Below are 12,003 nucleotides of genomic sequence, written 5' to 3' on the forward strand. Positions count from 1 at the left end.
CGCGAAAGCTCTTCCGCGTCCCCAGGTCGGTCAGCCCGAGGTAGAAGTCGCGGATGTCCGGGTTCTCCCGGAGCTTCTCCGAGTCCCCGTCCATGACGACCCGCCCGTTCTCGAGCACGTACGCGTACCGCGCCACCGAGAGGGCGAGTTTCGCGTTCTGCTCAACGACCAGAACCGGGATCCCCTCCTTCTGGTTGAGCTGCGTGACGATCTCGAAGATCTCCTTGATCAGGAGCGGCGCGAGCCCCATGGATGGCTCGTCGAGGAGCAGCAGCTTGGGCCGGGCCATCAGGGCCCGGCCGATCACCAGCATCTGCTGCTCGCCGCCGCTGACGAAGCCGGCGGCCACGTTCCGGCGCTCCTTGAGCCGGGGGAAGTAGTGGTAGACCATCTCGAGTCCCGCGCCGACCGTCCCGCGGTCCGCCCGGAGATGGCCGCCGACGCGCAGGTTCTGCTCCACGGTCAGGTGCTCGAAGACCCGCCGACCCTCGATCACCTGGATGATCCCCATCCGGGCGATCTCCTCCGCCGACTTCCGGTCGATGCGCTCGCCGAGGAACTCGATGGAGCCTTCGGCGACGTGCCCGTTCTCGTGCTTGAGCAGCCCGGAGATCGCCTTCAGCGTGGTGCTCTTGCCGGCGCCGTTCGCGCCGAGGAGCGCGACGATCCCCTGCGGAGGCACCTCGAGGGACACCCCCTTCAAGGCGAGCATCACCTCGTGGTACAGGACCTCGATGTTGCTAACCTTCAGCACCTCACGCCCCTCCCCTCTGCGCAAGCGAGGCGGGCGCCGATCGCAGCGGGCCCAGCGGGTGGCGCGGCGCCCCTCCCCACGCCTTCGGCGTCGGGGGCCCCGCCCCACCGGAGGGGCCGGGGGTCCCCGGGTACCCGCGAAGCGGGTGGGGCGGGGGTGGCCCCGACGGTGGGGCTGTTCGCCGCGACAGGACCCGCTGGGCGGGCAGCGAAAGGAACTAGTAACCGAACCATTCTCCGTCCCACTGCTTGGGCCACTTCGCCTTGAGGTCGACCTGCTTGACGAGCTCGAACTTCCCAGCCTTGATCCGGTAGATGGGGATCACCGACCCGGGCCGGTGATCGGTGGGCGACAGCGTGATGGGCGGCCGGCCGAGCCCGGGGGTCCAGTCCCGGAATGTCTCGAACGCTTCTTTGAGTCCCGGGCCGTTCAGCTTGCCCGCCCTGTCGGCGCGCTTCATGGCCTCGGCCATCATCAGCACCTGGACCCACGACTGCACGGTGCGGATCATCCTGGCCTCGGGCGGCACGCCCGGGTTGACCTTCTTGCCGTACTCGAGCACCTTCTCCATGAGCGGCACCTTGTCGCCGTAGAAGGCGTTGACGGCGATCCCCATCACACCTTCCGCAGCCGGACCGGCCAGCCGGACCAGGTTCTCGTCGTACCCCCAGTTGTTCACGATGTGATCGGCGCCGAGCCCGAGCGCGTGTGCGTCCTTGATGGTCGCCGCCACCGACATGGTGGTGTTCCCGTGCCAGGCCAGGTGGGGCTTGAACCCCTTGGCGGCCAGCACCTGGCTCTTGGTGTCGAGCGCCACCAGCGACACGTCCTGGTCAGCCCCGACCTCGAAGCCCAGGAGCTCCGCGTGGTTCTTCAGTGCCTTGATGGGTGCGCTCGAGTACGGCACCGGGAAGGCGTAGAACATCACGATCCGCGGCTTCTCCCCCTTGGCCCGTGCCTCGCGGAACCGCGGGTCCTTCATCCAGACCTCCTCGACCCAGACCGTCATGGCCGCGCGCGCGTTGGAGGAGTAGTCGGTGCCGTACACGAAGTTGTAGGGGGCCGTCTTCGGATCCGTCAGCTTGGCCGCGAACGAATGGGAAAGGTAGGGGAGCCGGTCCTTGCCCACGGTGGGCGAGAGCGCCTCCGTATCGCCAGTGCCCCACCCGAGGACCCCCACCACGCGGTCGAAGTCCCGAAAGCGCTTGTACGTCGTGATCGCCTCCGGCACCCGATAGCCGTAGTCATAGAGGAAGAGCCGGATCTTCTTGCCGTTGATGCCGCCGGTATCGTTCACGTACTGCACCGCCTCGCGGATCCCGAGCGCGATGTCCTTTCCGACGTCGGACGTGGGACCCGTCAGGTCGTTGAGCGACCCGAGCTTGACCTCCTGCGCCCAGGCGGTTCCGCCGAGGAGCAGGAGCGCCAGCGTCAGCATGCCGAGCGCCAATCGTCTCATTTTGGGCCTCCTTTTGGGGTTAATACGCGAACGGCCAGAGGTTGAAATAGTTCTTGGTTTGCTGCCACCGGTAGGCGAGCCCCCGGGGTTCGTAGAGCAGGAAAAGCACGATCGCCAGGCCAAAGGCGGCCTCTTTCACGTAGAGGAACCGTTCCGTCAGCGCGGGGTAGACGTCCGACAGCGGAATGACGGCGAACTTGAGCAGCTCCAGGATCCCCGTGACGAAGATCGAGCCGAACGCCACCCCGTAGAGGCTGCCGATCCCGCCGATCAGGATGACCCCGACGAGCCAGAGCCCCCACGAGAGTTGGAAGTGCTCCGGGCTCACGAAGAGGAGCGAGGGAATCCAGACCGCCCCGGCGATCCCCGCCAGGACTCCGGCGGCGAAGAAAGCCAGGAGCTTGTAGGCGACCACGTTGACGCCCATCGCCTCGGCAGCGATGTCGTTGTCGCGGATCGCGATCCAGGCCCGGCCGACCCGCGTGCGGAGCAGGTTCGCCAACGCCGCCATGGACAGGATCGTGAGGGCCGAGGCCAGGTAGTAGACCTTCACCTCGCTGTCCACCGGCCAGCCGGCGATCGTGATCGTCCCCGGCGGGAGCGAGAAGTAGTGCTCCCGCCCACCGACCCTGCTGACGTAATGCGTGATGATGAAGTCCACGGTGATGAACTGGGCGGCCATCGTCGTCATGATCTGGTAGAAGCCCTTGATCCGCGCGGACGGCAGGCCGAAGACGACGGACCACACGCCGGCGAGGAGGCAGCCGACCAAGGCCGCCACCGGGTACGGCAGGCCCCAGAAGAGGACGCCCATCGCCGTGGCGTAGGCCCCGACCGCGATGAACGCGGCGTGGCCGAGCGTGATCTGGCCGCAGTAGCCGATCAGGAGCTGGACGCCGAGGGCCGAGAGAATCGTGTACAGGATAATGTTGGCCACCGACACGACGTAGAGGTTGGCGTAGAGCGGGAGCGTCGCGACGAACGCGACGAGGAGAACCATCTTGCCCCGCACGAAGCCAGTCTGCCACCAGGCGTGGCTGGCTCCGTAGGTCTCGTGGTACACCCCGCTCGGAAGATACATTATCCAGTCGCTCGGTATGACGGACGCCGGGTCGCGCTGGCGGATCTCACGCGGGCCGCGGGTGGTGCGGCGAGCGGGGAGCCCCAACGGCGGCGCCGGGGGGTCCCCCACACCGGGCGCACCCACGCCTTCGGCGCGGGTACCCGGGCGCCGACGGTGGGGCTGGGCCCCCGACGCCGAAGGCGTGGGGAGGGGGCGACAGGACCCGCGGCCCCGGAGGCCGCGACCCGAGACAGGACGCGTCGGGCGCTCATACCCTTTCGATCTTCACCCAGCCCCAGAGACCGTACGGGCGGATGAGGAGGACGATGACCATGAAGACGAACGGGGCAATCTCCTTGACCCCCCCTTGGGTCAGCTTGCCGAGATACACATCGGACAGGTTCTGGAGCACACCGATGGCGATGCCGCCGACGATGGCCCCGGGGACGGAGTTGAGGCCGCCTAGCACGACGGCGGGGAGCACCAGGAGCCCGAGGTAGCCGACCGAGATGTTGAGCCCGTTGATGTTTCCGAGCAGCGTCCCGCCGACCCCCGCCGCCATGAAGGCGATCGCCCACGCGAGCGCGTAGACCCGCTTCGCCGACACGCCGAGGGACAGCGCCGCCATCTCGTCGTCAGCGGTCGCCTGCATCGACAGCCCCCAGCGGCTGCGCTGGAAGAACCAGACGAACACGACCAGGAGCACGATGGCCGCGACGAAGCTCCAGATATAGACCTGGCCAAAGACCATGCCGAAAAAGCGCGCCGGCTCACGCGGGAAGACGGGCGGGTCGAAGACCACCGTGTCCGTCCCCCACGTGAAGCCCACCAGCGCGCGGAAGAAGAACGAGAGGCCGGCTGTGACCATGATGACGGCCAGGATGGACTCGCCGATCATCCGGCGCAGGAAGAGCCGCTCCGTCACCAGCCCGAGGATGAAGCCGGTGACGAGCGTACACGCGAGCGCGACGGGGAACGGGAAGCCCCACTGGTAGTAGGTGAGGCAGAGGTAGGCGCCGATCAACGTCAGCTCGCCCATGGCGAGGTTCAGGACGCCCGAGCACTTGTAGATGAGCGTCCAGCCGAGCGCCACCAGCGCGTAGATGGAGCCCACCATGATGCCCGAGAGGAACAGCTCGAGGAAGATCGCCATCACGTCCCCGGCGCCGTGACCACGCCCAGCGTGGTCTTCGAGTGGGACACCCGGCCGTCCTCGTACGTGATCGTGGTGTCCAGGTGGATCTCGGTCGTCCCCGAGTAGAGTCCCTCGACGATATCTCGGTATCGCTCCTCGAGGAACGCGCGCCTGAGCTTCCGCGTGCGCGTCAGCTCCTCATCGTCCGCGTCGAACTCCTTGTGCAGGTTGACAAAGCGGCGGATGCGCGCGGCTGCGGGCAGCCCTTTGTTCACGTGGGCGACCCCCTCCGCGACGAGCGCCCGGACCTCCGGCTTCTGCGACAGCTCGGGATAGGAGGTGTACGGGATGTGGTGGTCCTCCGCCCACTTGCCGACTACGCCGGCGTCGATGCAGATCACGGCGGTCACCGTGTCCCGCCCGTGGCCCAGGATCCAGGCGTCCTTGATGTACGGGCTGAACTTGAGCCGGGTCTCGATGTACTGGGGCGAAAACCGGCTCCCGTCGGCGAGTGTCATCACGTCCTTGCGGCGGTCGAAGACCACCAGGTGGCCGTCCCCGTCGATGAAGCCGATGTCGCCGGAGTGGAGCCAGCCGTCCCGGAGCGTGCGCACGGTCTCCTCCGGCATCTTGTAGTAGCCGTTGAAGACGCACGGGCTCCGGGAAAGGATCTCACCGTCCGGGGCGACGCAGACCTCGGTCTCGGGGATCGGCAAGCCCACCGTGTCGAACTTCACGTCACCGTCCCGATGGAGGACCGAGATTCCCGCGATCTCGGTCTGGCCGTAGATCTGCTTCAGGTTCACCCCGATGGCGTGGAAAAAGCGCAGGTGGTCGGGGCCGAGGGCGGCCCCGCCGGTGTAGGCGTGACGGATCCGGCCGAGCCCCAGGTGGTCCCGGAGCTTCCTGAAGACCAGCAGGCCGGCGAGCGTGTTGGCGAGCCCGAGCCAGGCCGGGACCTGCGCCTTGGCGAACCGGAGGTCGGCCACGCGGCCCCCGATCTTCAGCGCCCAGCTGTAGACGCGCCGCTTGAGCTTCGGCGCGTCCAGCACCTTGACCTGGACGGTCCGCACCATCTGCTCGTAGATGCGTGGCGGCGAGAAGAGCACCTGCGGGCCGATCTCGCGGATGTCGTGCTGGACCGTCTCGGGGTCCTCCGGGAAGTTCAGCGTGAAGCCGGCCTGGAGGCCGCACGAGATGGACATCATCTGCTCGCCGATCCAGGCGAAGGGGAGGAACGAGACGAAGTCGTCGCTTTCGCGACACGGGTCCACCGCCAGCATGTTCTGGCCCATCTTGAGCATGTTGGTGTGGGTGAGGAGCGCCCCCTTGGGCTGGGCCGTGGTGCCGGACGTGTAGAAGAGGAGCGCCACACCGTCCCCGGTTCCCCGGGCCACCATCCGCTCGAAGGCTTCCGGGTCCCGTGCATCGAACTCGTGCCCCAGGCGGCGGACCTCGGCCAGGCTCATGAGGCACGGGTCCGAGTATCCTCGCATCCCCTTCGGGTCGTCCCAGATGATCCGCTCCAGCTTGGGGCAGCGCTCCTTGATAGCCAGCCCCTTGTCCACCTCCTGCTGGCCCTCGCCGACCAGGAAGCGGGCATCCGAATGGTCCACCACGTACTGGACCTCGTCGATCAGCGCGTCCTGGTAGAGCCAGACGACGACGCCGCCCACGGCGAGCACCGCCATCTCCGCCCAGAGCCCCTCGGGCCGGTTGTGACCGATCAGCGCCACCTTGTCGCCGCGGTTGAGGCCGAGCGCGGTGAACCCGAGCGCGAGGAAGCGCACCTGGGCCAGGTACTGGCGCCAGGTCACCGGGCGCCAGATGCCGAACTCCTTCTCGCGCATGGCGACCTTGCGCTCACCATAGTGACGCGCGGTCTCCAGGAGGAGCTTCGTCAGCGATAGCTCCGGCGTGATCTGCACCCGCCGGGCATGGCCCTCACCGGCGCGACGCGTAGTCTGCCTCCTCTTCCCCCAGATAGGCGTCGTGCACCAGCGGGTCGGCCTGGATCTGCTCGGGGCTTCCCTCGGCGATCTTCTCGCCGAAGTTCAGAACCGCGACCCGGTGCGAGATGTCCATCACCACGCCCATATCGTGCTCGACGAGGACACAGGTCACACGCCAGCGCGGCTCCTCGTTGATGTCGAGGACGAAGCGCGCCATGTCCTCCACCTCTTCCAGGTTGAGCCCAGCCATGGGCTCGTCCAGGAGCAGGAGCTTCGGGCCGAGGGCAAGCGCCCGCCCGAGCTCGACGCGCTTCTGGAGCCCGTAGGGGAGCATCCCCACGACCTTGTCGCGGAGGTGGGTCATTTCCAGGAAGTCGATGATCTCACGCTCGATGAACTCCCGGTGCTCGATCTCCTCCCGGGCGGCCGGACCGACGTAGAGACTGCCCGTCAGGAGCCCGGTCCGCATGTGCATGTGGCGACCGAGGCGGATGTTGTCGAGCACGGTCATCCCGCTGAACAGCTCGATCTTCTGGAACGTCCGGGAGATTCCGAGCATGGCCCGCTGGTAGGGCTTGAGGCCGCCCAGATCCCTCCCCTCAAACGCAATGCGCCCGTGCTGAGGGTGGTAGAGGCCGTTGATGCAGTTGAGCAGCACCGTCTTGCCCGCCCCGTTGGGACCGATGAGGGAGAAGATCTCCCCCTGACGGACCTCCACGCTGACGCCGCGCAGGGCCTTGACGCCGCCGAACGCCAGGTGGATCCCCCCGGCCGTGAGGATCGGCTCACCCATCACGCCTTCCCGGTCCGCCCGATGATCGTCCGGGCAGGGTCGATCTCCTCGCGGAGAATCCTGAGCTCCTGACTCGTCGGTGGAGAAAGTTCCTCCACGCCCGTGGCCACGAGCGGCTTGAACTCCATCTCGGCCAACACCTCCTCGGGGGTGTAACCCTGGAGGACGCCGAGCAGCGTCATCTTCTTCGAGTCGTCGTCGAAGCCGAAGACGGCCCGCGAGGTCACGACGCGCCACGGTCCGGTCCCCGCCGGAAGCCCCGCGTGCTCGCGCGCCCCCGGGCTTCCGTCCAGGTACCCAGGCGAGGTGATGAAATCCACCCGCGGAACGAAGCGGCGCCGCTCGTGCATCATGATGACGATCGTCTTCCAGCAGTAAGAGGCGACCTCGTTGGCGCCTCCCGACCCCGGAAAGCGCTTCTTTGGCCTCGCGTAATCCTCCCCGAGCATCGTCGAGTTGATGTTGCCGTAGAGGTCGATCTGGGTCGCGCCGAGCACGCCGTAATCGACGAGGCCGACCTGGGCCTGGGCGAAGATCTGGTTCATGCTGGTCCACGCGATCGAGCGGTAGCAGTTCGAGGGCCCGCCCATGGTGTTGCGGACGAAGGGCGTGAGCGGGGTCGGCCCGATCGCGCCGAACTCGAAGACCTGGACGAGCTGCGGGGCCTGGATTCGCTGGGCCAGGATCGCCGCGACCTGGGGCATGCCGAAGCCGATGAAGGCGGTCTTCTGGTCCTCCAGGAGCCGGGCGCACTGGGCGATCATGAACTCGGCTTCGGTGAACTCCCGCGTCATGTCCGCCTCGACCCGGGTGTCCGGTCTCCGGTTCTCGCTCGCTCACCTTCGGCGGTCACCCGTCCGACCCACGCCTTCGGCGTGGGTGCCCGCGCGGGGCGGGGCCCCTCCGGATGCGCTCCCGCGGCGTGCGACCTTCGCCTTCGCGTCATGTTCATAGCCAGCGCGCACGAGCGAGCCCCGGGGTGTGCGATCCGGCTTCCCCAGCCCCGCTCGCTCACGACGGGTGCCCGACCGCCTTTCGGCATGCTCGCTCGAACCGGAGACCGGCCACCGGGCCGCGCTCGCCGCGCCTCCGGCGAATGGGCCGCTCGCGGTCGTCGGTCACCGGTAGCCCTCTTTGATGGTGGCGCGGCGACGCAGCTCGTTCAGCCGCGCGAGCCCCACCCGGTTCCCCAGCATCTCCTGGTCCGATCCGACGCTGTAGACATACTTGTCGAGGTACGCCTTCAGCTCACCCTGGCGCTCCAGCGTGTAGTACTCGGCAAAATGTTCGAAGTCCATCTCGTACACGCCGGGGAGGCCACCCGGATAGGCGCCGAACGGGGCGTACACGACCGCGTCCACCATATAGTACGGGATCGTCGTCTTGCCCGGGTCCTTCCGGATATCATCGTGGTCGATGATCTCGTCGGCGGAAACGATGACCTTCCTCGAGGCCATCGCTGTCTCCAGCGGCGAGACGCCGGGACCGAAGCACCGGGCGTTCCCGTACACGTCGGCTTGATGGGCGTGGATCAGCCCCACGTCGGGGTTGAGCGCGGGCACCAGGGCGACGGGCTTGCCGCCGAACGGATCTTTCACGACCGTAGCGCCGGAGTACTTCAGCGTATCAGAGCCGAGCAGCGCCCGTGTCGGGAGGAACGGTACGCCCATCCCTCCCGCGAGGTGGCGGAGGGTCAGCGTGCCGTTCGTCCACTCGGTGACCCTCACGCGCCCCTCCTCGACGGCCCGGCTGAGCGTGTCGCCCAGCCCCATGAAGCCGACATCGATCCTGGAACAGGCGCCCGCGGCCACCAGGAGCGTCGACTCCATCAGCGTGAACTTGGCGCAGTACCAGAGGTCCCGCCGGCCCTGCCGGATGATCTCGCGGATCAACACAAGGGGACCACGGGTGAAGGAGGAGAAGTCGAAGGAGACGTAGTCGCCGTCGGCGACGAAGCGGCCGACCGCCTCGGCCGGGGTGAGGGTCTTGTCCACGAAGTCCCGGCGCTTCCGGTCCCGCATCCAGACCCGCACGGCGTCGGGATCCGTAAACCTGAACTCCCCTACCCCTGAGGAGAGGATTTCCACCCCTTTTCCCCTGTCAGGTGTCGGTCGTGAGCGGCACGAACCGGGGCCGGGTCATCTCTCCGCGAGAGGAGCCGCCAGGCTTCGTGGCCAGGGTGGCGCAAAGTGTCGATCAACTCTCGCTCGCTGCGGGAGGCGAGTGTACCGGAGCGGGACCGGACTTGTCAAGCAAGACAGGCACTTAGCCTGCATCTGGCCGGCCCGTCCCATCCGGCGGAGGGTAGTACCGGGCCTCCCGCTTCTCGTGCCATGCCCGGTTCGCGACTTCGATCTCCCAGGACCTCATGCACTCCTTCTGAGCCAGGATCAGCTCCTCGACCAGGGCCCTGGGATCCGAGTGAAACGACGCGTGGAGAAGCCGCTTCGTGTGCCAGACAGCCGTCGGAGCCGCGTGGAGCGCGCTCTCGGTGATCCGGGCAAGTGCCCCCTCGACCTCGTCGGACCCTACGACCCAGTTCACGAGCCCGATGGCCCTGGCTTCCTCGGGCGTAATCCTGGGGTTGAGGAGGGCCAGTTCCTTGGCGCGCCCGATCCCGACGACCCGGGCGAGCCTCAGCACGGCACCGTCGGGGACCAGGCCGTGGGCGGTGGCGCCGAGCGCGAGCACACAGTCCCGCGTGGCCAGCCGGAGATCGCACGCGAGCGCAAGCTGGAGGCCACCACCGAGACAGTACCCGTGAAGCACGGCGATCACCAGCTTCCCCATGTCCTCGAGGCCGTTGAGCCCCCGGATCCAGTGGCGGTAGAAGGCTTCCCCGATCTCCCCTGCCGCGAGGGCATTCCGGTCGATGCCCGAGGAGAAGGAAGATCCCGCGCCCCGGACCACCACGACCCAGATGTTCGGGTTCCTGGCCGCGGCCTCCACGGCGTCGGCGAGTTGGGCGGCCAGGGCGACGTCCACGGCGTTGAGGACGTCGGGGCGGTTCAGCGTGATCCGCGCCACCCCGGCCTGGACATCAAAGAGCACGTTCGGGTCGGCCATGGCGGTCGGCTGCCGGCTACCGGACCTCCAGGATCTCCCGGGCAATGACCATGCGCTCCCACTCGGAGGGGGGCTCCGCCCCCCTTCCGAACCTCCCCCCTGGCTTGCGCGGGCCAAGCCCGCGCTCGAAGATGCGCCCGCTCCTAGCCAAGCTGGAGGATCTCCCGGGCAATGACCAGCCGCTGGATCTCCGAGGTGCCCTCGCCGATCTCACAGAGCTTCACGTCCCTGAAGATCCGCTCCACGGGGAACTCCGTGATGTACCCGGCGCCGCCATGCAGCTGGACGGCGCGCGTGGCCGCGCGCATCCCGACCTCGGAGGCGAAGACCTTGGCCATCGAGGCGGCGTGCCTGGCCGGCAGCCCCTTGTCTTTGAGGTAGGCGGCGCGAAGGGTGAGGAGCCGGGCCGCCTCCACGTCGGTGGCCATCTCGGCGATCATTCCCTGAAGCCCGTTGAACTCGGCCAGCGCCCTGCCGAAGGCCGTCCGCTGCTTCATGTAGGCGACCGAAGCATCGAGCGCCGCCTGGGCGAGGCCCACGGCCATGGCGGCCATCGCGATGCGCCCGCCTTCCAGAACCTGCATGGAGTTGATGAACCCCCGGTCGAGCTCGCCGAGGAGGTTCCCCTCGGGCACGGGCACCCCGTCCATGACCAGCTCGGCGGTGTCGGAGGCGTGGAGACCGAGCTTCCGGTAGCGCTGTCCCACGCTGAACCCCGGCATCCCCTTCTCCAGGATGAAGGCCGAGATCCCCTTCTGCCCTTTCTGCGGATCGGTCACGGCCATGACCACCGCGTACCGGCCGACGCTCGCGTTCGTGATGAACGCCTTGGTGCCTGTGAGGACGAACTGGTCGCCGTCCCGGACCGCCCGGGTCTTCATGGCCGCGGCGTCCGACCCCGAGCCAGGCTCGGTGAGCCCCCAGGCGCCCAGCGCGTCCCCTCGAGCCAGCGGGACGAGATACCTGCGCTTCTGGGCCTCGCTCCCGAAGAGCGCGATGTGGTTGGAGCAGAGGGAGTTGTGGGCCCACATGGTGATACCGACCGAGCCGTCGGCCCGCGAGAGCTCCTCGACCACGAGGGCATACGACACATAGTCCAGGCCCGCGCCGCCGTAGTCGGGAAGGAAGAGCGCGCCCATGAAGCCGAGCTCGCCGAGCTTCGTGATGATCTCGTGAGGGAACTCGTGGGCCTCGTCAAAGCGGGCCGCGACCGGGATGATCTCGCTCTCCGCGAAGTCGCGGGCCACCCGCCGGATCTCCCTCTGCTCGGGCGTCAGCTCGAAGTCCATCGGGCTCAGGCGGCGCTGTCGGCCGGGCGGATGTTCTCCCTGACGAACTTGATGATCGTCTGGGTGGAGGTGCCGGGCGTGAAGATCTCCTTCACCCCGAGGGCCTTCAGCGCCGCGACGTCCTCGGGCGGGATGATACCGCCGCCGAACACGACGATGTCGCCGGCCCCTTTCTCCTCCAGGAGTTCGAGGACACGCTTGAACAGGTGGTTGTGCGCCCCGGACAGGACGCTGAGCCCGATCGCGTCAGCGTCCTCCTGGATCGCGGTGGCCACCACCTGCTCCGGTGTCTGGTGGAGCCCGGTGTAGATGACCTCGAAGCCTGCGTCCCGGAGCGCGCGGGCGACGATCTTAGCGCCCCGGTCGTGGCCATCCAACCCCGGCTTTGCCACAAGCACGCGTACCTTACGCGCACTCATCCCACATTTCGAGCGCGGGCTTGGCCCGCGCAAGCCGTTCCCGGGGGAGGGTTCGGAGGGGGCCGTCGAGGCC

11 protein-coding genes are annotated in these 12,003 nt (G+C 67.8%); all 11 read right to left on the reverse strand.

Annotated features, from left to right (window positions below):
- On the reverse strand, positions 1–712 hold a 712-nt coding region (locus HY726_03780; protein MBI4608109.1), incomplete at its 3' end, for an ABC transporter ATP-binding protein.
- A 259-nt stretch (positions 713–971) separates the two neighbouring features.
- Positions 972–2,213 carry an ABC transporter substrate-binding protein gene (locus tag HY726_03785; GenBank protein ID MBI4608110.1) on the reverse strand — a complete coding sequence of 414 codons (1,242 nt, stop codon included), beginning with the start codon at positions 2,211–2,213 and terminating at the stop codon, positions 972–974.
- Positions 2,214–2,232: 19 nt separating this feature from the next.
- Positions 2,233–3,294, reverse strand: coding sequence for a branched-chain amino acid ABC transporter permease (locus HY726_03790; GenBank protein ID MBI4608111.1), 1,062 nt, complete (start codon positions 3,292–3,294; stop codon positions 2,233–2,235).
- Between the two features lie 250 nt (positions 3,295–3,544).
- On the reverse strand, positions 3,545–4,429 hold the full coding sequence (locus HY726_03795) for a branched-chain amino acid ABC transporter permease (protein ID MBI4608112.1): 885 nt from the start codon (positions 4,427–4,429) through the stop codon (positions 3,545–3,547).
- Positions 4,429–6,261, reverse strand: coding sequence for an AMP-binding protein (locus tag HY726_03800; GenBank protein ID MBI4608113.1), 1,833 nt, complete (start codon positions 6,259–6,261; stop codon positions 4,429–4,431). The genes HY726_03795 and HY726_03800 overlap by 1 nt, the downstream gene beginning before the upstream one ends.
- A 94-nt stretch (positions 6,262–6,355) precedes the next feature.
- Positions 6,356–7,156, reverse strand: a complete 801-nt coding sequence (locus tag HY726_03805; GenBank protein MBI4608114.1) for an ABC transporter ATP-binding protein — start codon at positions 7,154–7,156, stop codon at positions 6,356–6,358.
- A complete protein-coding gene (locus HY726_03810; protein ID MBI4608115.1) occupies positions 7,156–7,950 on the reverse strand; it encodes an acyl CoA--acetate/3-ketoacid CoA transferase subunit beta in 795 nt (264 codons plus the stop codon). Before HY726_03810 ends, HY726_03805 begins: the two co-directional genes overlap by 1 nt.
- Positions 7,951–8,274: 324 nt before the next feature.
- A complete protein-coding gene (locus tag HY726_03815; protein ID MBI4608116.1) occupies positions 8,275–9,243 on the reverse strand; it encodes a CoA transferase subunit A in 969 nt (322 codons plus the stop codon).
- A 178-nt stretch (positions 9,244–9,421) separates the two neighbouring features.
- Positions 9,422–10,222 (reverse strand): enoyl-CoA hydratase/isomerase family protein, encoded by an 801-nt coding sequence (locus HY726_03820; protein ID MBI4608117.1) that lies wholly within the window; start codon positions 10,220–10,222, stop codon positions 9,422–9,424.
- Positions 10,223–10,365: 143 nt separating this feature from the next.
- Positions 10,366–11,511, reverse strand: a complete 1,146-nt coding sequence (locus HY726_03825) for an acyl-CoA dehydrogenase family protein (protein MBI4608118.1) — start codon at positions 11,509–11,511, stop codon at positions 10,366–10,368.
- 5 nt (positions 11,512–11,516) lie between these two features.
- Positions 11,517–11,930, reverse strand: a complete 414-nt coding sequence (locus HY726_03830) for a cobalamin B12-binding domain-containing protein (protein ID MBI4608119.1) — start codon at positions 11,928–11,930, stop codon at positions 11,517–11,519.
- Positions 11,931–12,003 lie beyond the last annotated feature (73 nt).

It is taken from the genome of Candidatus Rokuibacteriota bacterium, assembly GCA_016209385.1.
Classification (GTDB): domain Bacteria; phylum Methylomirabilota; class Methylomirabilia; order Rokubacteriales; family CSP1-6; genus JACQWB01.

Excerpts from the sequence above, each read along its gene's own strand:
- HY726_03790 (MBI4608111.1), bottom strand. The coding sequence starts at position 3,294 with ATGTATCTTCCGAGCGGGGTGTACCACGAGACCTACGGAGCCAGCCAC.
- HY726_03830 (MBI4608119.1), bottom strand. The coding sequence starts at position 11,930 with ATGAGTGCGCGTAAGGTACGCGTGCTTGTGGCAAAGCCGGGGTTGGAT.
- HY726_03825 (MBI4608118.1), bottom strand. The coding sequence starts at position 11,511 with ATGGACTTCGAGCTGACGCCCGAGCAGAGGGAGATCCGGCGGGTGGCC.
- HY726_03820 (MBI4608117.1), bottom strand. The coding sequence starts at position 10,222 with ATGGCCGACCCGAACGTGCTCTTTGATGTCCAGGCCGGGGTGGCGCGG.
- HY726_03795 (MBI4608112.1), bottom strand. The coding sequence starts at position 4,429 with ATGGCGATCTTCCTCGAGCTGTTCCTCTCGGGCATCATGGTGGGCTCC.
- HY726_03800 (MBI4608113.1), bottom strand. The coding sequence starts at position 6,261 with ATGCGCGAGAAGGAGTTCGGCATCTGGCGCCCGGTGACCTGGCGCCAG.
- HY726_03810 (MBI4608115.1), bottom strand. The coding sequence starts at position 7,950 with ATGACGCGGGAGTTCACCGAAGCCGAGTTCATGATCGCCCAGTGCGCC.
- HY726_03785 (MBI4608110.1), bottom strand. The coding sequence starts at position 2,213 with ATGAGACGATTGGCGCTCGGCATGCTGACGCTGGCGCTCCTGCTCCTC.
- HY726_03805 (MBI4608114.1), bottom strand. The coding sequence starts at position 7,156 with ATGGGTGAGCCGATCCTCACGGCCGGGGGGATCCACCTGGCGTTCGGC.